Genomic DNA, 21,008 nt, shown 5'->3' with positions numbered 1-21,008 from the left:
CGCTACGAACGGCTACCCGCTCGGCGCGTCGGCGTGCGGACGGATCCTCGAGGCGCTCGTGTCAGACCTGGGTAGGACGGGACACCATTCCCCGGGTCTACCCGCCCAGCAGGTCCTCCGGCTGCACCAGCCCGGTCTGATACGCGAACACCACCGCCTGCACCCGGTCCCGCGATCCGGTCTTGGCCAGCACGCGGCCCACGTGTGTCTTCACGGTCGCCTCGGAGACGAAGAGCTTCTCCGCGATCTCGGTGTTCGACAATCCGTGCGCCATCGCCGCGAGCACCTCCACCTCACGTGGCGTCAGATCATCGGGCAGTTGCGGACGCTCGACCGTAGACGCGCCTGCCAGCATCGGACCCACGTGCTGGAGGAGCCGACGGGTCGACCGCGCGGCGATCACAGCATCTCCTCGGTACACGGTCCGCAGCGCGGCGAGCAGGTCCTCCGGCTGCGCGTCCTTGAGAAGGAAGCCACTGGCACCAGCGGAGATCGCGGCGACAACGTACTCGTCGTTGTCGAAGGTCGTGAGCACCACCACCTTCGGCGAGTGCTCCAGCGCGGTCAGGCGACGGGTGGCCTCGATGCCGTCCAGGTTCGGCATCTGCACATCCATCAGGACCACGTCGACCGGAACTCTCGCCAGCTCACGCAGCGCCTGCTCGCCGTCCGAGGCCTCGACCTCGACGCTCATGTCGGGCTGGGAGTCGATCACCATCCTGAAGCCCGCTCGAACCAGCTGTTGATCGTCGACGATCGCGATCCGGATCGGACCCGCTACGGCATTGGTCATGTCATTCACCTCTCGAATAGGGCAGCGCGGTGTGCACCCGGTAGCCGCCACCCGGTGCGGGTCCGGCCTCGAATCTGCCGCCGTACAGCTCGGCCCGTTCACGCATCCCGAGCACACCCTGCCCACCCGCGGAGGGCGCGACCAGGGCGCCGGACGCTCCCCTGCCGTCGTCGACGACCGTCAGTTCCAGCGCGGTGTCGGTCCAGCGCTCGGTGACCTCGACGCTGGCCGCGGGCCCAGCGTGCTTGAGCACGTTGGTCAGCGATTCCTGCACGATCCGGTACGCCGTCAGCTCGGCGCCGGTGGACAGCACGCGCCGCTCGCCGTCGGTGGTGAGCTGCACCGTGAGGCCCCCCTTGCGAACCTCCTCGATCAGCGTGTCGATGTCGGAAACCCCTGGGGTCGAGGAGTACTCGCGAGGCGTGTCCTCCCGCAGCACGGACAGCAGCGCACGCATGTCCGCCAACGCCTGCCGCCCGGTCTGCGAGATGGTCTCCAGCGCCGTGACCGCCGCCGCGGGGTCGGCGGCCGCGCTGTACCGGCCGCCGTCGGCCTGTGCGATCACGACGGTCAGCGAGTGCGCGACGATGTCGTGCATCTCCCGCGCGATCCGGGTGCGCTCGTTGATGGCGGCGATCTCCGCCTCCTGCGCCCGTTCGAGTTCGAGCAGCCGGGCCCGCTCGGTGAGCCCCTCGAGTTCCTGGTTGCGCACCCGGCGCAGGTCGCCGAACGCCCACACCGCGGTGATGTACACGATCAGGAACGCGATCAGGAACGCGTGGGCCTGCCAGGTGGACTCCTCGCCGCCGAAGTACCGGAAGCCCGCCGCGGTCACGCCGAGGATGGCCGCCGCCAGGCCCCATCCGCTGGCCCACCGCGGTCCGTAGGCCGCGAGCGCGTACAGCGCGACCGGCACGCAGATACCGGGCAGCAGGAGATTGGTCTGGTCACTCGTGACGACCAGGTACGCCACCGAGAACAGCGCCACCGCCGCTGCGGAAGCGACGGGGCGGATGCGGCGCCAGGCCAGCGGCACCGTGAGTCCCAACGCGATCACCACGTCGACCCACCCGACGCCGACCGACGCCGCCACACCGAGGAGCGCCAGGAACGCCGCGACGGTCCGGTCGATCCCGACGATGTGACCGGCGCTCCAGCGGTACCAGCGCTCGCTCAGCGGGAATCGGGGCATGGACCCCAGCGTAAACACCTGTGGCCGGTGAGCTCGCTCACCGGCCACAGGACGATTCACACGTCAGCTCACTTGAGCAGCGCGCGCGACATGACGACGCGCTGAATCTGGTTGGTGCCCTCGTAGATCTGAGTGATCTTGGCGTCGCGCATCATCCGCTCGACCGGGAAGTCGGTGGTGTAGCCGGCGCCACCGAACAGCTGCACCGCGTTGGTGGTGACCTCCATCGCGACGTCGGATGCGAAGCACTTGGCGGCAGCGGAGATGAAGCCGAGGTTCTTCTCGCCGCGCTCGGCCTTCGCCGCCGAGGTGTACACCATGAGGCGCGCGGCCTCGATCTTCATCGCCATGTCGGCGAGCATGAACTGAGTGTTCTGGAACGAGGCGATCGAGGTGCCGAACTGCTTGCGGTCCTTGGTGTACGCGATCGCGGCGTCGAGGGCACCCTGCGCCAGGCCGACGGCCTGCGCGCCGATGGTCGGGCGAGTGTGGTCGAGGGTCTGCAGGGCGGTCTTGAAACCGGTGCCCGGCTCGCCGATGATGCGGTCGCCGGGGATGCGGCAGTTCTCGAAGTACAGCTCGGCGGTGGGCGAACCCTTGATGCCGAGCTTCTTCTCCTTGGGGCCGACGACGAAGCCCTCGTCGTCCTTGTGGACCATGAACGCGGAGATACCGTTGGCGCCCTTGTCCGCGTCGGTGACGGCCATGACGGTGTACCAGCTGGACTTGCCGCCGTTGGTGATCCAGCACTTGGAGCCGTTGAGGATCCAGTCGTCACCGTCGGCCTTGGCGCGGGTGCGCATGCTGGCGGCGTCGGAGCCCGCCTCACGCTCGGACAGCGCGTAGGACGCCATCTCACCGTTCACGAGGTCCGGCAGGACCTTGGCCTTGAGCTCCTCGGAGCCGTTGAGGATCAGGCCCATCGTGCCGAGCTTGTTGACGGCGGGGATCAGCGAGGACGAGCCGCACACGCGCGCCACTTCCTCGATCACGATGCAGGTGGCGACGGAGTCGGCGCCCTGGCCGTCGTAGGCCTCCGGGACGTGGATCGCGTTGAAGCCGGAGCTGACGAGAGCGTTGAGGGCCTCCTCGGGGAAGCGCGAGTTCTCGTCGACGTCCTTCGCGTAAGGCGCGATCTCCTTCTCGGACAGCGCGCGGATAGCGGCCCGCAGTTCGTCGTGCTCCTCGGCGAGCTTGAACAGGTCGAAGTCCGGGTTTCCAGCCATCAGTCGCTCCTTGCGATGGGAAGTCGAGGGGCGCGCCGCGCCACCACTGTGCGGCACTCAGTGCCAATCTTCCGCAATCATAGCGCACCAAACCGTGCAACCCGGGGCTGGAAGTGTCACGACACGGCACCCAGTGCCAAGAAGGAGGGTCAGTGTCCCCGTTCGAGACGGCGTTGCACCAGGTCCGCCACCCTGCTCGGGGCGGTACTCCGCGGAAAGACCGCGACAACGACATCGTCTTCGCGCGTGTCGTCGCGCACTGACGGGGTCCGGCTCGGTCCGGACTCGGCGCCCCGTCGAATCTCGGCGAGTGCGTCGCGCAGCTGCTGCGACGTGGTTTCGGCGCCGTCGCGCACCATCCTGCGAAGGAGGTAGTTGTGGGTGGCGATGACCGACGCGGCGAACTGCACCACGGCCAGATCGGGGGCATCGGGGATGGCGCGTCGCAGGTACTCGACGAACAGTCGTTCGTAGCGGTAGCTCATCACGATCTCGCGGTCCCGCAGCGCAGGGACTTCGTGCACCACCTCGTACCGCCGGGACGCCACGTCGTTCCACTCCGAGAATCGCTCGAAGACGATCATCGCTGCCTCGCAGACCGCGTTCCACGGGTCGGCGTGGTCGGCGGCGAGGTGGCTCGACGCCTGCTCGAGGAGGATCTCGTGGTCGGCGAAAACCACGTCCTCCTTGGAACGGAACTGCCGGAAGAAGGTTCGCCGCGAAATACCCGCGGCCTCGGCGATCTCGTCCACGCTGGTCGCCAGGTAGCCCTGGGCGGAGAACAGCCGCAGCGCCTCGGACACCACGTGGAGCCGGAACCGGTCGGAATCGTCGAGCATGGAGATCAGGGTAGGCGCTGCGCGCCCGTGCGCGAGTTCGGTAGCTCGGGCCACCGAACTCGCGCCTGCGCCACCTACGGCGCCACGGACGACCAGTCGGCGAAGCCGGTGGGGTCGTGGCGGCCCATGCTGGCGTGCTCGAACAGGCCCGCGCCGGGGATTCCGTTGCACGTGGCGGAAGCCGAGAAATCGCTGACGCCGAACGGAATTCGGCCCGCAATCGCGGGATCGGTGAGGTCGTAGACGGAGCGGTCCGACCAGTTGCGACCGCGCCACTGCCCGTGCGACCACTCCGGGTCACCGCCGTACCCGCCGCCGACGTGGAGTGCGATGCCGGTGCGCGGAGTGACCTCGACGACGACGGGACTGCCGTCCGACGCCGTCATGTTGATCGTCGCGGAGAGCGTCTTCCTGGTACCGGACTCGTACTTGAATTCGACTCGCGGCCAACCGAGTTGTTCGATCCGGCCGTCGTCCCAGACACGGGTGGCGTCGTTGAGGGTGCGGAAACCGTCCGGGGTCTCCTGCATGATCACGATGATCGAGAATCCGTCGAACCGCAGCGGCACGTACAGCCACCAGAAGCCCTCCGACACCTGATCGACCAGTCGGCCGGCCGGGTCCGGGTCGCCGACGCCACGGATTCCCCACGATCGGTCGCGGCTGCCCATCCAGGTGTCGGGAGTGACGGCGATATCGTCACCCCCCAGGGACAGCACGCCCGACCAGGATCCGGTCTGCGCGAACCGCGACGCGTCGATCTGCGGTCGGAAACCGTTCGTGAGCAGGTGGGGCTGTTCCTGGACGGCCGGGCAGGTGCCTTCCCAGGTGAGGTCGAAACCGAGGCCGTCCGCGTCGTCGCCTTCGCAGATCACCCGCAGCTTCTGCAGCGGTTCGATGACCTCGATCCGGTACCCGTCTCCCACCTTCAGGTCCATCGACCGTTCTTCCAGCGCGTCCGAGAAACGCACGGACCACTGCTTGTCGCCTCGGCGCGCGACGGCGAAGGCGTCGGTGACACCGAGGTTCGGGTAGACACCGAACCCGCTCACCAGGAAGACACTGTCGTCGGCGTCGAGCGACCCCCGGTCCAATGCGTTGAAGTAGGACCGGTCGTAGAAGTTCTTGTCGCTGGTCACCACCCGCGACATCGAGAGGGGGGTCTGGTGAATCGGGTACTCGTCGAGCGGTGCGGGCATGGCGACACTCCAGGGCTGGTTCCGTTACAGGGTGATACGCAAACCTTCCCGCGAATTTAACCCCGTCCCCGCCGCCGTCGCGGCCGAATCACCGCAAACGTCACGCCACCGAGTGAATGTCAGCCCATCAACGTGGCACGCAGCGCCGCGTCCTTCTCGAGGACCATCGACTCGAGCCCGGCCTGGAAACGCTCCATCGCCTCGCGTACCGCCGGATCGGCCGATCCGATGATGCGCGCAGCGAGAAGACCGGCGTTGCGGGCACCGCCGATCGACACCGTCGCGACCGGCACCCCCGCGGGCATCTGCACGATCGACAACAGCGAATCCATGCCGTCGAGGTACTTGAGCGGGACCGGAACACCGATCACGGGCAGCGGCGTCGCCGACGCGACCATGCCGGGAAGATGCGCGGCGCCGCCCGCACCCGCAATGATCACCTTGATTCCGCGACCTGCGGCATCCTTCGCGTAGTCCAACATCCGCTGCGGAGTCCGATGCGCCGACACCACGCCGACCTCGAATCGGATACCGAACTCGGCGAGCGCCTCGGCGGCGGCCTCCATCGTCGGCCAGTCCGAGTCGCTGCCCATGATGAGGCCGACGAGGGGTCCCTGCTGCTGCGTCATCGCATCTCCTTCGAAGTATTCACGCCGGACCGTCAGTTACCGGTGTGCGGATCCCAGCCGTCCGTCCACACCGCATGCGAGAGCCAGTGCGCCGCACGTTCCGCGCGCTCGCGGACCGCGGCGACGTACGCCGGGTCGCCGATGGACCCACCGACGGCGCCCATCACGTTCACGTGCCCGATCTTCCGGTCCTTGCGCTCGCCCTTGCCGTACATGTGAACCTTCGCATCGGGCATCCGGGCGAAGAGGTGGTGCAGCCGCTCGTCCATGGACATCGCAGGCGCCTCGGGCGCGCCGAGCACGTTCGCCATCACGGTGACGGGCGCGGTCGGGCTGGGATCACCCAGCGGATAGTCGAGCACCGCCCGCAGGTGCTGCTCGAACTGCGAGGTACGGGCACCGTCCTGCGTCCAGTGACCCGAGTTGTGGGGACGCATCGCCAACTCGTTGACGACCAGGTCACCGTCGACGGTCTCGAACAGCTCGACGGCCATCGCACCCGTTGCACCGAGCGCCGACGAGATCCGCAGTGCCAACTCCTCGGCCTGCTCCGCGAGCGCGTCCGGCAGCTCGGGAGCCGGCGCGATCACCACCGCGCACTGACCGTCCCGCTGCACCGTCTCGACGACGGGCCACGTCGCTCCCTGCCCGAACGGCGACCGCGCGACCATCGCGGACAGCTCGCGTCGCATCGGGACCTTCTGCTCGACCATCAGCGCGACACCCTTGTCGAGCTGTTCGGTGACGATCGCCTCGGCCTCGTCGGCATCCGACGGCATCCACACACCGCGGCCGTCGTAGCCGCCGCGGATCGCCTTGATCACGATGTTCCAGCCGTGCTCGCTCGCGAACTTCTCGACGTCGCCCACCCAGGTGACCTCGGCGAACGCGGGCACCGGAGCTCCGAGTTCGGTCAGCTTGCGGCGCATGGCCAGCTTGTCCTGCGCGTAGACCAGCGCCTGCGGCGGCGGCTGCACGTTGACGCCCTCGGACACCAGCACGTCGAGGTGCTCGGTCGGGACGTGCTCGTGGTCGAAGGTCAGGGCAGCAGCGCCGACCGCGACCGCGCGCAGGGCGTCGAGGTCGGTGTGGCTGCCGAGGACGATGTTGGCGCTGACCTGCGCGGCCGGCTCGTCGGCACCACCCGAGAGCACCCGGAGGCACTGGCCGAGCTCGATCGCCGCCTGGTGCGTCATCCGCGCCAGCTGCCCACCACCGATCATGGCGACCACAGGCAGGGCGGAACCGGCGTCTCGAGGACTCGTGGGGCGGGGCTGGGAACCGGAATCGACGCTCACGGATGTCCATGGTGTCACGACCCGCGACCAACCCGATGCGCAGGTGACCGGAGGGAACCCCGACGGGTGATGCCCGTCACCGAAATCCTGAGAGCAGGCTTCGTTCGGAGTGTCCGATAGTGGGTTCACGGGGCGGGGTTCGTAGAATCATCTTCCGTGTCATTCGTCGATCAGGCGCTCAACCGCGTGCCCACCCCGTTACGGGACGTCGTGCTGCGTCACCGCGAACTCGTCAAGTTCGCCATCGTCGGCGGCACAACCATGGTCTTCGACCTGGCCATCTTCTACAGCCTCAGCCTCACGATCCTCGAGGAGAAGCCGGTCATCGCGAAGGTGATCTCCGGCGTCATGGCGACGATCCTCAGCTACGTCCTGAACCGCGAGTGGTCGTTCAAGAACCGTGGCGGGCGCGAGCGCCACCACGAGGCGATCCTGTTCTTCGTCATCAGCCTCATCGGCGTCGTCATCGCCGCCGCTCCCCTGTGGATCGCGAACAACATCTTCGACATCCGCGCCGACCGCGCGAGCGTCACCACTGTCGTCGTCATCGACTTCGTGCTCAACTACATCATCGGCAACCTGTTGCAGATGGCGTTCCGGTTCTGGGCGCTGCGCAGGTTCGCCTTCCCGGACGAGATCACCCACGAGCAGGGTGCGGGCTTCGACCCGACCCCGGAGGAGCTCGCCGGGCGCTGACCCCAGTCGCCGACACCCCGCGCTCAGCGCGGTTCGGTGACGGCGTCCGGATCTGCGCGGTACTCGGTCGGCAGGAAGACCGCGAACAGTGCGGGCCTGCGCCGTCGCAGGTCGAGCCTGCCACCGTCGGCCTCGACCAGGGCGCGCGCCAACGCCAGCCCGACACCAGTCGACCCGCCCGCCGAGAAGCCCCGCTCGAAGATGTGCGGGGCGAGCTGATCGCTGACCCCGGCCCCCTCGTCGCCGACTTCGATGCACACGGTCGCCTCGCGGCGCGGACCGACTCCGGGCACGAGCCGCACCACGACGGAGCAGGTCCCCGCGCCGTGGATCAGGGCGTTGTCGATCAGAACCGCGACCGCTTCGCGCAGCCTCGACGGCGTCGCCGACGTCCGCACTGCATCCTCCCCCCGCAGCACCAACCGGCGCCCCGCCTGCTCGTACTGGGGCTGCCAGTCCGCGACCACGGCGCCGAGTTCGGTCACCACCGACAGCGACCGTCGATCCCGACCCTCGCTGCGGGAGGAGCGGACGAGTTCGTCGATGGCGACGGTGAGGCGGTCCACCTGCGCCATCGCCGCGGTGGCCTCGTCGACAACGGCGGGATCGGGATACACGGACAGTTCGTCGAGTCGCAGCCGAACCGCGGTGAGACGGCTCCGCAGCTGGTGGGACACGTCCCCGACGAGGGCCCGCTCGCGTTGCAGGCGACCCGCGATCTCGACGGTCGCCGAGTCGAGGACGTCGGACACGCGGTCCAGTTCCGCAATGCCGTGCCTGCGGGTGTCGGTTCGGAAGTCGCCTTCGGCGAGGCGAGCTGCGCGGTCGGCGACGTCCTTCATCGGGTCCGCGAGCCGGCGCGCGGTCACCGACGCGACCGCGCTGCCCGCCGCCAGCGAGGCGAGCACGACCAGCGCGACCGCCCCGACCGCCTGCTGTTGCAGGGTCCGCATCGACGCCGACGGGGTCTCGAGCCGGAGCGACCCCGACCGTCCCATCGAGATCGCCTCGACGAGTGGGCGCTCGACCGTCTCGGCACCGATGTCGATGCGGGTGGTCGGGCTCTCCCGGGTCGGGTAGACGACGGACAGCCGCCCACCCTTGGGGATGGCGACCCGGAGCGCATCGACATTGAGTCCGTCCTCGATGACGCCGCTCTCCCCTTCCTGCGCGATGATCTCGGCCGACATCCGGTCCAGCCGCGCCTGGAGGTCACTCCGGGTGAAGTCCTCGACCCACAGCCACGCCGTGTAGGTGAGCGGCACACCGAGCAGAAGCCCGGTCAACAGGACGACTGCGATGATGGACAGCAGGATTCTGCGGCGCACGACTGTGTGGAGGTCAGGTGTTGAGTCGGAACCCGACGCCGCGGACCGTCACGATGCGCCGTTCCGCGATGGGGCCCTCGTCGCCGATCTTGCGACGCAACCAGGACATGTGCATGTCGAGAGTCTTGGAACCGCGCAGGTCGACGTCGCCCCACACTTCCTGGAGGATCACGTCGCGGGACACCACCTCGCCCGCATGGTCCATGAGCACCTTGAGCAGTTCGTACTCCTTGTTGGCGAGCGAGATCTCGGTGCCCCCGACCAGGACTCGGCGGGCGGCGGGTTCGAGCCGGATGTCGCCCGCCTCCACGGTGGAGTCCTCGCCGCCACCGCGACGACGCAGCAGCGCCCGCACGCGCGCCATCAGCTCGGCGAGCCGGAAGGGCTTGCCGACGTAATCGTCGGCCCCCGCATCGAGACCGACGACGAAATCGACCTCGTCGGTGCGTGCGGTGAGCATCAGCACGGCGAGTTCGGACCCGTTGGCCCGCAGCTGCCTGCACACCTCGAGGCCGTCCATTCCGGGGAGCCCGAGGTCGAGGATCAGCAGGTCGAACGAGCCACCGAGCGCGAGTTCGAGGGTGGCGGGCCCCGCCTCCTCGACGGTCACGTCGTAGCCTTCGCGTCCCAGCGCGCGCGACAGCGGCGCAGCAATCGCGTCGTCGTCCTCGGCAAGCAGTACGGCAGTCACCAGTACACCCTACGGAGACACCTGAACAGATGCTGTGCAGGCCGCGCGATGCGCTGTCCGGACGCGACCGGTCATCCCCGCCAGCCGCGCCGCGGCGACCCGGTGCCGTCGGTATGCCCGGGGCCATCGCGGTGGTCGTCGTGATCGAGCTGCATGGCGTCGAACACTTGGTGGTAGAGAAGCGAATGCACGCGTTGCACGTCGGGGATGTCGTCGAACTCGAGCGGGTCGTCGGCGGCGGACGCGATGACGAGCGTCCCGGTCCTCATCATGCGGTCGATCAGTCCGTGCCGGAACTGCACGTTGCTGATCCGCCCGAGCGGGATGTCGATGCCGCTGTGGGTGACCACTCCCTGACGCACGAGGACGCGGCGGTCGGTGACGATGAAGTGGGTCGACTTCCAACTGACGAGTGGTGCGACGCAGCGCCATCCGACGACCGCGAGCCACGCGACGAGAACCACGACGAGAGCGACCACTCCGGCGGTGCCGTCGAGCCGGTCCTGGGCGAGTCCGCCGAGGAACCCGGCGGCGGCGGTGGCAACGACGAAGGTGACGGCGGGCAGCACCAGCATCTTCCAGTGCGGATGCCGGTGCAGCAGCAGTTCCTCGTCAGCGGCGAGCGCGTCGTCCGGGTAGCCCATGCGAGGAGTGTGCCACCTACGGCGTCTCGTCGGAGTCGCCCACCTCGGCGTCGTCGCCACCGGCATCCGTGACCGCATCGCCTGCGTCGCCGACCGCGGCATCCGCGGCGATGCCCTCTTCCGCTTCGGCATGCAGCTCGGCCGCGCGGGCCGCGGCAGCCTGCTCCTCGGTCACCATCTCCTCCGCGGACGGCGGGGCGCCCGAGATCAATGCGTTCGCCCACCTCGTCGACGGATCGATGTCGAGCAGAAGGGCTTTGGCGAGCAGCGTCGCGGGAATCGCCAGCAGCGCCCCCAACGGACCGAGCACCCAGCCCCAGAACACCAGCGCGAGGAAGGTCACCGTCACCGACAGACCGACCGCGTCACCGACGAACTTCGGCTGGATCACCGACTGGATCAGGACGTTGATCACGCTGTAGACCACGATCACCCACAGCATCAGCATCGGCCCGCCCTGCAGCAGCCCGATCAGCGCGGGCGGGATGACTCCGATGACGAATCCGATGTTCGGGATGTAGTTCGTGATGAACGACAGCAGACCCCACAGGATCGGAAGCGGAATCCCCAGCGCCCACAGTGCCCCCGCGTCGATGACGGCGACGATCAGACCGAACACCGTCGAGACGACCAGGTAGCTGCGGGTGCCCGAGGCGAACGAGGAGAACGCGTAGGCGATGTCGGGACGCGCGAACGCGACCGCCCGGAGCCGGTCGCCGAACGAACTCGCGTCCATCGCCATGAAGAGAACCAACGCGAGCAGGAAGAAGAGGTTGGAGAACACTCCGACCAACCCCATCAGGATGTCGTCGAGCAGTCCGACGAGCTTGCCGAAGTCGATGTTCGACAGCGCCTTGTCCACCTGGTCTGATCCGATGTCGAGGCCGGCGAGCCACCCCTGCACATCGTTGACCAGCGCGTCCGCCTTGTCCGCGTACTGGGGAAGCAGGGTCGCCAGCTGCGCGACGGAGACGGCGAGCGCGGCGATCAGCCCGATCAGGATGGCGTAGACGGTAGCCAGTGTCGCGATGACCGCAACCCATCGCGACGAACCCTTGCGCTGCAGCCAGTCTCCGAGCGGCTGCACCGCGACGACCAGCATCAACGCGAGGAAGACAGGCCCGAGGATCCCGGAGAACGCCTGGACGCCCGCGATCGCGACGACCGCACCGGCCATGCCGAGCAGCACGATCAGGCCTCGGGGCCACGTCTGTTGTCCGGTATCGGGCGTCGGCGCGACAGCCTTCTCCCGCGCTTCGACCGCCCGCTCACCGGACTTTCCACGCTGACGCATCACATCCCGAGAGTCGCGTGCCCGTCACGATCGAACCTCACCCGCGACGGATGAGGTTTCGTTCGCCGCGACGTCACACACTGCAAGTGGACATTTGCGACCTCGTGTCCACGCAAGCCCACATCCACGAATGCCCATCTCGAGAGGAAGTGCCATGACCGACCAATCGGCGGCGAATCGGAGCGACGGAAGCGTCAAGCAGGGTTTCGCTGCAGGCACCTCCATCGCAGCCGCGATCCTTCTGCTCACCGTCGGCATCCTGGAGATCTTCCAGGGGATCTCGGCGCTCGCGAAGGACGATGTGCTGGTGTTCGGCCCGAACTACACCTACGAGTTCAGCGTCACCGCCTGGGGCTGGATCCACCTCGTCATCGGCATTCTCGTTGCGCTGACAGGGTTCTTCCTGCTCACCGGCGCGACCTGGGCGCGGATCACCGCAATCTTCCTGGCAGCACTGTCGATCATCGCCAACTTCTTGTGGCTGCCGTACTACCCGCTGTGGTCGATCCTGATCATCGCGCTGAACGTGGTGGTCATCTGGGCGGTCACCACCTGGGACACCGACCGGTACTGATCGCGTCGCCCTGACGAAGCGAGGGGTGCGGGCCTGCGGGCCCGCGCCCCTCGCTTCGTCAGGGCACCCGCCGTGTCAGGACGCGGGATGCGGACGCAGGTGCGTCACGTCGCCCGCCGACACCGCCACCGCGTCCCCGCCGCCATCCGGCCGGACCACGATGCGTCCTTGCAGGTCGACGTCCGCCGCCGTCCCGATCAGTTCGGTGTCGCCGGGCAGTTCGACTCGCACCCGCTGCCCCAGGGTGCCGCAGCGGGTGCGGTAGTCGGCGGCGAGTCCGTCGACACGCCATCCGTCCGCCTGCCACGCCGTGTACTGCACGGCGAGCGACCGCAGCAGTGCTCGGGCGAGCGTGTCGCGGTCGGTGGTCGCGGCACCTGCCAGTTGGAGCGACGTCGCGGTCGGTACGGGCAGTTCCGCCTCGGTCAGCGTGACGTTGAGTCCGACACCGATCACGACCGCGGGGGCGGGGGTCGTGGCGGCCACCTCCGCGAGGATCCCTGCGACCTTCTTCCCGCCGATCTGGATGTCGTTGGGCCATTTGAGCGTGGCATCCACCTCGGCGACGGTGCGCAGTGCGTCGACCACCGCGACACCTGTCATGAGCGGGAACCACCCCATCGACTCCAACGGCAGTCCCGGCATCCGCAGCAGCGCGGACACCGACACCGACGATCGCGGCGGCGCGACGAAGCTGCGGGAGTGCCTGCCTCGGCCGTGGTCCTGGTATTCGGCGATGAGGACGGCGCGGTCGAGTGAGCTGTCCACGGACCTGGCGAGCAGATCCGCATTCGTCGAGCCGGTCTCGGCGACGACGTCGAGGGAGGAGTAGAACGCCCGCGGATCGCTACCGCCGGTCACGAGCGCGGTGCGCAGCGCGTCGGCGTTCAGCGGGGGCCGGTTCAGGTCCGTGTACATGCGACGAGCGTAGGGCGTCGCGGATGTGCGAACCCCCGACCACAGGAAATACCCGCCGGTAGCTTAGGTTGGACGATTCGCCGCAATCCGACCTACCGCGACCCCGCTCCCCGACCGGCCGATAAGCTCGGGTCCCATGACCAGCGTCCAGGAGTCCGCCGCCACCGCGGCGTCGAACGTCCCCGATATCCACACCACCGCGGGCAAGCTCGCGGATCTGCACCGCCGCCAGGCCGAGGCACACTTCCCGTCCGGCGAAGCCGCTGTGGAGCGGGTGCACGCCAAGGGCAAGCTCACGGCCCGTGAACGCATCGAGGCGCTGCTCGACGAGGGATCGTTCGTCGAACTGGACGCGCTGGCGCGGCACCGGTCCACGAACTTCGGTCTCGGCGACAACCGCCCCGCCGGCGACGGTGTCGTCACCGGCTACGGCACCGTCGACGGCCGCGACGTGTGCGTGTTCTCCCAGGACGCCACCGTCTTCGGCGGCAGCCTCGGCGAGATCTACGGCGAGAAGATCGTCAAGGTCATGGACCTCGCCCTCAAGACCGGACGCCCGCTGATCGGCATCAACGAAGGCGCCGGCGCCCGCATCCAGGAAGGTGTCGTCTCCCTCGGCCTGTACGGCGAGATCTTCCACCGCAACGTCCAGGCGTCCGGGGTGATCCCGCAGATCTCGCTGATCATGGGTCCCGCCGCCGGCGGCCACGTCTACTCCCCGGCCCTGACCGACTTCGTGGTGATGGTCGATCAGACCTCCCAGATGTTCGTCACCGGCCCCGACGTCATCAAGACCGTCACCGGTGAAGACGTCACCATGGAAGACCTCGGCGGCGCGCACACCCACATGGCCCGCTCCGGTGTCGCCCACTACGTCGCCTCCGGCGAGCAGGACGCCCTCGACTACGTCAAGGACCTGCTCTCGTACCTGCCGTCGAACAACCAGGCCGCCGCACCCCGGCTGNCGCCGTCCGACCCGATCGCCGGGTCCATCGAGGACTCGCTGACCGACGAGGACCTCGAACTGGACACGATCATCCCNGACTCGGCGAACCAGCCGTACGACATGCACGAGGTGATCCGTCGTCTCCTCGACGACGACGAGTTCCTCGAGGTCCAGGCCGGGCGTGCCGCGAACATCATCGTCGGGTTCGGCCGCATCGACGGCCGCTCGGTGGGCATCGTGGCGAACCAGCCGATGCAGTTCGCGGGATGCCTCGACATCGACGCCTCCGAGAAGGCCGCCCGGTTCGTGCGGACCTGCGACGCGTTCAACGTCCCGATCGTCACGTTGGTGGACGTGCCCGGGTTCCTGCCCGGCACCGACCAGGAGTACAACGGCATCATCCGCCGGGGCGCGAAGCTGCTGTACGCGTACGGGGAGGCGACGGTCGGGAAGATCACCGTCATCACCCGCAAGGCGTACGGCGGCGCGTACGACGTGATGGGCTCCAAGCACATGGGTGCCGACGTGAACCTGGCGTGGCCGACCGCGCAGATCGCGGTCATGGGCGCCTCCGGTGCTGTCGGGTTCGTGTACCGCAAGCAGCTCAAGGACGCCGCCGCGAACGGTCAGGATGTCGACGCGCTGCGTCTGCAGTTGCAGAACGAGTACGAGGACACCCTGGTGAACCCGTACGTTGCCGCGGAGCGTGGTTACGTCGATGCGGTGATTCCGCCGTCGCACACCCGTGGTCAGATCGTTGCCGCGTTGCGTTTGCTCGAACGCAAGATGGTGACTCTGCCTCCGAAGAAGCACGGGAACATCCCGCTGTGAGCGTCAGCGAGCCGTTCGTGGCTGTGACCGCCAGCGAATACATTGAAGCCGTGACAATCACGGACAACGCACTCGCGGAGGTCGAGGTGCTCACCGCAGCCGCCGAGACCGTTGACGCGGCCACCGCAACCGAAGGTGAGCAATTGCCGGTCATCAAGGTGCTCAAGGGCAATCCCTCCGACGTCGAGATCGCCGCGCTCGTCGCGGTCCTCGCGGCCGCCGGTTCGGGCGCGGCACCCGTCGACACCACTCCCCCCGATCACTGGGGCGAGCCGGTCAAGATGCACCGCGGACGCACGGCGTTCTCGCCCTACGCGTTCCAGAACCGGACGTGACGCGACTGGTCCTCGCGTCGGCCTCGCCTGCGCGCCGGACGGTGCTGCGCAAGGCGGGGATCGAGCCGTACGTGCACGTCTCCGGGGTGGACGAGGACGCGATCCAGGCCGCACTCGGACCTCGAGCGACGCCGCAGCACGTGGTGACGGAGCTCGCCCGGGCGAAGGCCGCTGCGGTGCTCCCCGCACTCCCGGCCGACATCGTCGCGGATGCGGTGGTCGTCGGGTGCGACTCCATGTTGCTGATCGACGGCGAGCTGCAGGGCAAGCCACATCACGCCGACGTGGCGCGGGCACGCTGGAGGTCGATGGCGGGACGCAGCGGCACCCTGCTGACCGGGCACTGTGTGCTGCGGGTCCGCGACGGCGCCCAGGTCGCCGAGACAGCCGCGGACAGCGCGACGGTGGTGCATTTCGGCACCCCGTCGGGCGACGATCTCGAGGCGTACCTCGATTCGGGTGAGCCGATGCAGGTCGCCGGCGCCTTCACCCTCGACGGGCTCGGTGGTTGGTTCATCGACCGGATCGAGGGCGACCCGTCCAGCGTCATCGGCATCGGGCTACCACTGGTGCGGCGCCTCCTCGGCGAGGTCGGGGTGGGGATCGCCGAACTGTGGACGGCGTCACCGAGCGTGATCTGACGCCCGCAACGCTCCACACGAGGACCGAACGTCCGCCAGGCGGCGGACGGTGCGCAACACCTAGACTTGCGCCTGTCCATCTCGTCGCCAGACCGTCAGGAGCCCGCTCGTGCCAGTTGCGCCCGATCCCAACCCGTCCTTCGCGGCCTACGCACACCCCGAACGGCTCGTCACGACGGAATGGTTGGGTGCGCACATCGGCGCCCCCGGAATCAAGATCGTCGAGTCCGACGAGGACGTGTTGCTCTACGACATCGGACACATCCCGGGTGCGGTGAAGATCGACTGGCACACCGACCTCAACGATCCGGTGACCCGCGACTACATCGACGGTGCGGCATTCGCGGACCTGATGAGCCGCAAGGGCATTCGCCGGGACGACACGGTCGTGATCTACGGGGACAAGAGCAACTGGTGGGCGGCGTACGCCCTGTGGGTTTTCACCCTGTTCGGGCACGAGGACGTGCGCCTGGTCGACGGCGGCCGGGACGCATGGATCGCGGAGAACCGCGACACCACGTTCGACGTCCCCGAGAACGCGACGACGGACTACCCGGTCGTCGAGCGGAACGACGCCCTGATCCGGGCCTTCAAGGATGAGGTCGTCGGACATCTGGGGCAGGGACCGCTGATCGACGTCCGGTCGCCGCAGGAGTACACGGGCGAGCGGACCCACATGCCCGACTACCCGGAGGAGGGCGCGCTGCGCGGCGGCCACATTCCGACCGCGGTGTCGATTCCGTGGGCCAAGGCGGCCGCCCCGGACAGTCGGTTCCGGTCACGTACGGAACTCGACGAGGTGTACGGCGGGCTGGCGCCGACCGACGACGTCGTCGCGTATTGCCGGATCGGCGAACGATCGAGCCACACCTGGTTCGTGCTCACCTATCTGCTCGGTTTCGAGAAGGTCCGCAACTACGACGGCTCGTGGACGGAATGGGGCAACGCAGTGCGGGTGCCGATCGTCAAGGGCGACGAGCCCGGCGAGCTTCCGGCGATCGCATGACGCTGCCCGCCGCCCTCGCCGAGATCGTCGACGACTTCGCATCGGTTTCCGATCAGGAGAAGTTGCAGTTGCTCCTCGAGTTCAGCCGCGAGCTGCCTCCCCTGCCCACGGAGTTACAGGAAGCGGCGATGGAGCCGGTGCCGGAATGCCAGTCGCCGCTGTTCCTGTCCGTCGACGCCGCCGACCGCGGGAACGTCCGCCTGTACTTCAGTGCGCCGCCGGAGGCCCCGACGACACGCGGGTTCGCGTCGATCCTTCACCAGGGTTTGGACGGACAGAGCGCGGAGGCGATACTGGACGTGCCCGGAGATTTCTATTCCGCGCTGGGTCTGGCCGACGCCGTCAGCCCGCTGCGACTTCGAGGCATGTCAGCGATGCTCACACGCATCAAACGTCATCTGCGGGAGTGAATGCGATCCATTCGTCTGCGCAGATCTCGAGAGATGGGTCCTGCGTATGGAATTCACCGAACTTGTGGATTACCCCGTCACCCCGGGGACGTTGACGGAGTGGATTCCTACCGCTCCGTGTGACGACTCGAATCCATGGGTGACCGATGCCAGACCCACGTCGTTCGTGCAGGAGTCGCGACTGCGCGAGGCGCACACCGTCGCGAAACACGAGTCGTGGCTGGGGACGGCATTCGAGATCGCAGGGCGGCTGGACCCCGAGGCATTCGGTCGGGCGCTGAACACCTGGATCGACCGGCACGAGGGGTTGCGCAGTCACGCAGGTCTTCCGCCCGGCGCTGATGAACTGCGCCGCCGGACCGTGGTGCCGGGGCGCGTGCGGGTCGACTCCCAACGGCACGGCTACCGCACGTCCGGTGCCGAGAACTGCGATCGGCTGCAGGCGCTGTTCGACGGGTGCACGTCCCCCACGTCGTGGCCTGCGTTCGCGTTCGCGACCGTCGAGCCTCCGGACCGCGACCGAGCGTTCACCGTGTACTTCGCTGCCGACCACGCGCTCGTCGACGGCTATTCGGTCGTCCTCGTCGCGCAGGAGATCGAGGCCCTCTATCGCGCCGAACGCGGCGGTGTCGATCCGGCACTGTTTCCGGTGGGCAGCTACCTCGACTTCGGAGCCAGGGAGCGTGCCCGCGTCGGAGACCTTCCGTTCGACCATCCCGCGGTCGCGTTGTGGCGTGGGGTTCTCGATCGCTGCGCCGGGAAGCTCCCCGAGTTTCCGCTCGACCTCGGCGAACTGCCCGACCATCCGGCCGCGCAGCGCGGCCTCTCCGCGTGGGTCCTCGACCGGGACGGTGCCGACGCGTTCGCGGTGATGTGCCGCAAGATCGGGCACGGCTTCTTCGCGGGGACCCTGGCGTGTCTGGCGATCGCGGGCACGGAACTCGCGGGCGCGGACAGATTCGACGCCGTCACGCCGATGCACACACGTGACGAGCCGAGCTGGTCCGGCTCGATCGGCTGGTTCGTGGGGATCAGTCCGGTCAGCTTCGGGGTCCGCGGCGCCGGCTCGTTCGCCGATCTGGTGCGTCGGGCGTCCGTTCAGATCGCCGCGGCGAAACCTGCATCGCAGGTGCCCTTCGAATGGGTCGGTGCCGCGCTGGGCTCCGTTCCGCTTCCCCGGTTCGTGGTCTCCTACATGGACATACGGTTCGTGCCTGCGGCGACGGAGTGGCCGGACTGGAATGCGCGTGCACTGCGCAGCAAGCAGTACACCAACGACGTCTACATCTGGGTGAACCGAACCCCGCAGGGAGTGAACATCGCGGCGCGCTTTCCCGCGACGGACACTGCGACCGCGGCGGTCCACCAGTATGTCGCGCGGCTGCGCAGCCTGATGGAGGAAGCGGTCGGCACGGGGACCTGCACGCTTCCCGCTCCCGCCACCCGGTGACCTCCCCCGGACGATCCGGGAAAACTACTGGTCAGTAGGGATTAGGGTGTTCACCGGTTCCGCAAGCAGTCGCCCCAGCCGATTACGTTCGCTTCTCGACCGGTGCATACACTTCGAGGACTGCCGACAACACACCAGCCGGGACTGATCCCCGGGAGGGACGCCCGCCTGCGGCGCCCCGCTGCGATCTACAGGAGGCTCCGTGCCCAGTCATGCCAGCGCGCACATCACGAAGGTGCTCGTCGCGAACCGCGGCGAGATCGCTGTGCGGGTCATCCGGGCCGCGAAGGACGCCGGGTACGGCAGCGTCGCGGTGTACGCGGAACCCGACGCCGACGCCCAGTTCGTGAAGCTGGCCGACGAGGCATTCGCCCTCGGCGGGCAGACCTCCGCCGAGTCGTACCTGGTGTTCGACAAGATCCTCGACGCCGCCGCCAAGTCCGGCGCCGACGCCATCCACCCCGGCTACGGATTCCTGTCCGAGAACGCCGACTTCGCGCAGGCCGTCATCGACGCCGGACTGATCTGGATCGGACCGTCTCCNCAGTCGATCCGCGACCTCGGTGACAAGGTCACCGCCCGCCACATCGCCGAACGCGCCAACGCCCCGATGGCCGCCGGCACCAAGGACCCCGTCAAGGGCGCCGACGAGGTCGTCGAGTTCGCCAAGCAGTACGGCGTCCCGGTCGCGATCAAGGCCGCGTTCGGTGGCGGTGGCCGCGGCATGAAGGTCGCGCACACCATCGAGGAGATCCCCGAGCTGTTCGACTCCGCCACCCGCGAGGCGATCGCCGCGTTCGGTCGCGGTGAATGCTTCGTCGAGCAGTACCTCGACAAGGCCCGCCACGTCGAGGCGCAGGTCATCGCCGACCAGCACGGCAACGTCGTCGTCGCCGGCACCCGCGACTGCTCGCTGCAGCGCCGCTTCCAGAAGCTCGTCGAGGAGGCCCCGGCCCCGTTCCTCACCGACGACCAGCGCGACCGGATCCACAACTCGGCGAAGGCGATCTGCAAGGAAGCCGGCTACTACGGCGCCGGCACCGTCGAGTACCTGGTGCAGGGGGACACCGTCTCCTTCCTGGAGGTCAACACCCGCCTGCAGGTCGAGCACCCCGTCACCGAGGAAACCGCGGGCATCGACCTGGTGCGTCAGCAGTTCCGCATCGCCAACGGTGAGAAGCTCACCATCACCGAGGACCCCGCCCCGCGCGGACACAGCTTCGAGTTCCGCATCAACGGTGAGGACGCCGGCCGCGGGTTCCTGCCCGCGCCGGGCCCCATCAGCGTGTACAAGGAGCCGACCGGTCCCGGTGTGCGTGTCGACTCCGGTGTCGTGCAGGGCGATGTGATCGGTGGTCAGTTCGACTCGATGCTCGCCAAGCTGATCGTCACCGGTGAAACCCGTGAGCAGGCGTTGCAGCGTGCGGCGCGTGCGCTCGCCGAGTTCGAGGTCGACGGTTTGGCGACGGTGCTGCCGTTCCACCGGCACATCGTGGAGAACCCGGCGTTCGTCGGTGACGGTGAGGGCTTCGAGGTCTACACCAAGTGGATCGAGAACGAGTGGGACAACGTCATCGAGCCGTACGCCGGTGCCGGTGCGGTCGCCGACGACGAGGAGACCCTGCCGCGGCAGAAGGTGGTCGTCGAGGTCGGTGGGCGTCGGGTGGAGGTGTCGCTGCCGGGTCAGTTCTCGGTCGGGACCGCCGCTCCGGGGGTCGGGGCGATCACCCGCAAGCCGAAGTCCCGTAAGCGTGGTGGCGGCGGTGCGGGTGCCGCGTCGGGTGATGCGGTCACCGCGCCGATGCAGGGCACCGTCGTCAAGGTTGCTGTCGAGGAGGGTCAGGAGGTCGCCGAGGGTGATCTGATCGTGGTCCTCGAGGCGATGAAGATGGAGAACCCGGTGACCGCGCACAAGGCGGGTGTCGTGACGGGGTTGGCTGTCGAGCCGGGTGCCGCGATCACGCAGGGCACCGTCCTCGCCGAACTGAAGTAACAACACGCTGCTCGTGCGGGTGTGGTGGTCTCCGGACCACCACACCCGCACGAGCGCGCAGCGCCTACGCTGGTG

The 21,008-nt window shown here is 68.2% G+C and carries 21 protein-coding genes; 9 read left to right on the top strand and 12 right to left on the bottom strand.

Annotated elements, in window-relative coordinates; translation table 11 throughout:
• Window positions 1-97 precede the first annotated feature (97 nt).
• The 7 genes from RHCRD62_RS10480 to RHCRD62_RS10450 all read right to left on the bottom strand — a co-directional run bounded on the left by RHCRD62_RS10480 (window position 98) and on the right by RHCRD62_RS10450 (window position 7,176).
• A complete protein-coding gene (locus RHCRD62_RS10480; protein WP_050064668.1) occupies window positions 98-793 on the bottom strand; it encodes a response regulator in 696 nt (231 codons plus the stop codon).
• A gap of 1 nt (window position 794) precedes the next feature.
• The gene (locus tag RHCRD62_RS10475) at window positions 795-1,985 is read right to left on the bottom strand and encodes a sensor histidine kinase (protein ID WP_050064667.1); all 1,191 of its coding nucleotides are present in this window, start codon (window positions 1,983-1,985) and stop codon (window positions 795-797) included.
• A gap of 68 nt (window positions 1,986-2,053) precedes the next feature.
• Window positions 2,054-3,211: an acyl-CoA dehydrogenase gene (locus RHCRD62_RS10470; protein WP_050064666.1), complete on the bottom strand. Its 1,158-nt coding sequence runs from the start codon at window positions 3,209-3,211 to the stop codon at window positions 2,054-2,056.
• 149 nt (window positions 3,212-3,360) lie between these two features.
• On the bottom strand, window positions 3,361-4,050 hold the full coding sequence (locus tag RHCRD62_RS10465; protein ID WP_050064665.1) for a TetR family transcriptional regulator: 690 nt from the start codon (window positions 4,048-4,050) through the stop codon (window positions 3,361-3,363).
• Between the two features lie 74 nt (window positions 4,051-4,124).
• Window positions 4,125-5,249 carry an Rv3169 family protein gene (locus RHCRD62_RS10460; RefSeq protein WP_050064664.1) on the bottom strand — a complete coding sequence of 375 codons (1,125 nt, stop codon included), beginning with the start codon at window positions 5,247-5,249 and terminating at the stop codon, window positions 4,125-4,127.
• Window positions 5,250-5,368: 119 nt separating this feature from the next.
• Window positions 5,369-5,878: a 5-(carboxyamino)imidazole ribonucleotide mutase gene (gene purE, locus RHCRD62_RS10455; RefSeq protein WP_050064663.1), complete on the bottom strand. Its 510-nt coding sequence runs from the start codon at window positions 5,876-5,878 to the stop codon at window positions 5,369-5,371.
• A gap of 32 nt (window positions 5,879-5,910) precedes the next feature.
• Window positions 5,911-7,176 (bottom strand): 5-(carboxyamino)imidazole ribonucleotide synthase, encoded by a 1,266-nt coding sequence (locus RHCRD62_RS10450; protein ID WP_050064662.1) that lies wholly within the window; start codon window positions 7,174-7,176, stop codon window positions 5,911-5,913.
• Window positions 7,177-7,332: 156 nt separating this feature from the next.
• Here RHCRD62_RS10450 and RHCRD62_RS10445 point away from each other — a divergent pair, with 156 nt between their 5' ends.
• Window positions 7,333-7,872, top strand: coding sequence for a GtrA family protein (locus RHCRD62_RS10445; protein ID WP_050064661.1), 540 nt, complete (start codon window positions 7,333-7,335; stop codon window positions 7,870-7,872).
• Between the two features lie 23 nt (window positions 7,873-7,895).
• Here the strand turns inward: RHCRD62_RS10445 and RHCRD62_RS10440 are convergent, their stop codons facing one another.
• The 4 genes from RHCRD62_RS10440 to RHCRD62_RS10425 form a co-directional block, all read right to left on the bottom strand.
• Entirely contained in the window at window positions 7,896-9,200 is a 1,305-nt protein-coding gene (locus RHCRD62_RS10440; protein ID WP_050064660.1) for a sensor histidine kinase, read from the bottom strand.
• 13 nt (window positions 9,201-9,213) lie between these two features.
• On the bottom strand, window positions 9,214-9,891 hold the full coding sequence (locus RHCRD62_RS10435; RefSeq protein WP_050064659.1) for a response regulator transcription factor: 678 nt from the start codon (window positions 9,889-9,891) through the stop codon (window positions 9,214-9,216).
• Window positions 9,892-9,962: 71 nt separating this feature from the next.
• Complete coding sequence (locus RHCRD62_RS10430; RefSeq protein WP_050064658.1) at window positions 9,963-10,535, bottom strand: PH domain-containing protein; 573 nt, start codon at window positions 10,533-10,535, stop codon at window positions 9,963-9,965.
• Window positions 10,536-10,551: 16 nt separating this feature from the next.
• Window positions 10,552-11,829 carry an AI-2E family transporter gene (locus tag RHCRD62_RS10425; RefSeq protein ID WP_084734189.1) on the bottom strand — a complete coding sequence of 426 codons (1,278 nt, stop codon included), beginning with the start codon at window positions 11,827-11,829 and terminating at the stop codon, window positions 10,552-10,554.
• Window positions 11,830-11,983: 154 nt separating this feature from the next.
• On the opposite strand from RHCRD62_RS10425, the gene RHCRD62_RS10420 reads away from it, so the two are divergent.
• Complete coding sequence (locus tag RHCRD62_RS10420) at window positions 11,984-12,403, top strand: DUF7144 family membrane protein (RefSeq protein ID WP_050064657.1); 420 nt, start codon at window positions 11,984-11,986, stop codon at window positions 12,401-12,403.
• 75 nt (window positions 12,404-12,478) lie between these two features.
• Here the strand turns inward: RHCRD62_RS10420 and RHCRD62_RS10415 are convergent, their stop codons facing one another.
• Entirely contained in the window at window positions 12,479-13,321 is an 843-nt protein-coding gene (locus RHCRD62_RS10415) for a biotin--[acetyl-CoA-carboxylase] ligase (RefSeq protein ID WP_050064656.1), read from the bottom strand.
• 136 nt (window positions 13,322-13,457) lie between these two features.
• Between RHCRD62_RS10415 and RHCRD62_RS10410 the strand changes: the two genes are divergently transcribed.
• The 7 genes from RHCRD62_RS10410 (at window position 13,458) to RHCRD62_RS10380 (ending at window position 20,933) form a co-directional block, all read left to right on the top strand.
• Window positions 13,458-15,098 (top strand): acyl-CoA carboxylase subunit beta, encoded by a 1,641-nt coding sequence (locus RHCRD62_RS10410; protein WP_050064655.1) that lies wholly within the window; start codon window positions 13,458-13,460, stop codon window positions 15,096-15,098.
• 50 nt (window positions 15,099-15,148) lie between these two features.
• Complete coding sequence (locus RHCRD62_RS10405; RefSeq protein WP_249353284.1) at window positions 15,149-15,433, top strand: acyl-CoA carboxylase subunit epsilon; 285 nt, start codon at window positions 15,149-15,151, stop codon at window positions 15,431-15,433.
• Window positions 15,430-16,074, top strand: a complete 645-nt coding sequence (locus tag RHCRD62_RS10400) for a Maf family protein (protein WP_050064653.1) — start codon at window positions 15,430-15,432, stop codon at window positions 16,072-16,074. The genes RHCRD62_RS10405 and RHCRD62_RS10400 overlap by 4 nt, the downstream gene beginning before the upstream one ends.
• 109 nt (window positions 16,075-16,183) lie before the next feature.
• Window positions 16,184-17,080 carry a sulfurtransferase gene (locus tag RHCRD62_RS10395; RefSeq protein ID WP_050064652.1) on the top strand — a complete coding sequence of 299 codons (897 nt, stop codon included), beginning with the start codon at window positions 16,184-16,186 and terminating at the stop codon, window positions 17,078-17,080.
• Window positions 17,077-17,490: a SufE family protein gene (locus tag RHCRD62_RS10390; RefSeq protein ID WP_050064651.1), complete on the top strand. Its 414-nt coding sequence runs from the start codon at window positions 17,077-17,079 to the stop codon at window positions 17,488-17,490. Before RHCRD62_RS10395 ends, RHCRD62_RS10390 begins: the two co-directional genes overlap by 4 nt.
• A 139-nt stretch (window positions 17,491-17,629) precedes the next feature.
• Window positions 17,630-18,940 (top strand): condensation domain-containing protein, encoded by a 1,311-nt coding sequence (locus RHCRD62_RS10385; protein WP_253277280.1) that lies wholly within the window; start codon window positions 17,630-17,632, stop codon window positions 18,938-18,940.
• Window positions 18,941-19,142: 202 nt separating this feature from the next.
• Window positions 19,143-20,933 (top strand): acetyl/propionyl/methylcrotonyl-CoA carboxylase subunit alpha, encoded by a 1,791-nt coding sequence (locus RHCRD62_RS10380; RefSeq protein ID WP_050064649.1) that lies wholly within the window; start codon window positions 19,143-19,145, stop codon window positions 20,931-20,933.
• Window positions 20,934-21,008: the final 75 nt, after the last annotated feature.

The sequence above is a fragment of the Rhodococcus sp. RD6.2 genome, assembly GCF_001040705.1.
Lineage (GTDB): Bacteria > Actinomycetota > Actinomycetes > Mycobacteriales > Mycobacteriaceae > Rhodococcus_G.
This window is presented reverse-complemented; position numbering and strand designations above follow the sequence as displayed.

Bases quoted from the DNA above. Each gene is read 5' to 3' on its own strand.
- RHCRD62_RS10480 (WP_050064668.1), bottom strand. From the start codon at position 793: ATGACCAATGCCGTAGCGGGTCCGATCCGGATCGCGATCGTCGACGAT.
- RHCRD62_RS10475 (WP_050064667.1), bottom strand. From the start codon at position 1,985: ATGCCCCGATTCCCGCTGAGCGAGCGCTGGTACCGCTGGAGCGCCGGT.
- RHCRD62_RS10470 (WP_050064666.1), bottom strand. From the start codon at position 3,211: ATGGCTGGAAACCCGGACTTCGACCTGTTCAAGCTCGCCGAGGAGCAC.
- RHCRD62_RS10465 (WP_050064665.1), bottom strand. From the start codon at position 4,050: ATGCTCGACGATTCCGACCGGTTCCGGCTCCACGTGGTGTCCGAGGCG.
- RHCRD62_RS10460 (WP_050064664.1), bottom strand. From the start codon at position 5,249: ATGCCCGCACCGCTCGACGAGTACCCGATTCACCAGACCCCCCTCTCG.
- purE (WP_050064663.1), bottom strand. From the start codon at position 5,878: ATGACGCAGCAGCAGGGACCCCTCGTCGGCCTCATCATGGGCAGCGAC.
- RHCRD62_RS10430 (WP_050064658.1), bottom strand. From the start codon at position 10,535: ATGGGCTACCCGGACGACGCGCTCGCCGCTGACGAGGAACTGCTGCTG.
- RHCRD62_RS10425 (WP_084734189.1), bottom strand. From the start codon at position 11,829: ATGCGTCAGCGTGGAAAGTCCGGTGAGCGGGCGGTCGAAGCGCGGGAG.
- RHCRD62_RS10420 (WP_050064657.1), top strand. From the start codon at position 11,984: ATGACCGACCAATCGGCGGCGAATCGGAGCGACGGAAGCGTCAAGCAG.
- RHCRD62_RS10415 (WP_050064656.1), bottom strand. From the start codon at position 13,321: ATGTACACGGACCTGAACCGGCCCCCGCTGAACGCCGACGCGCTGCGC.
- RHCRD62_RS10390 (WP_050064651.1), top strand. From the start codon at position 17,077: ATGACGCTGCCCGCCGCCCTCGCCGAGATCGTCGACGACTTCGCATCG.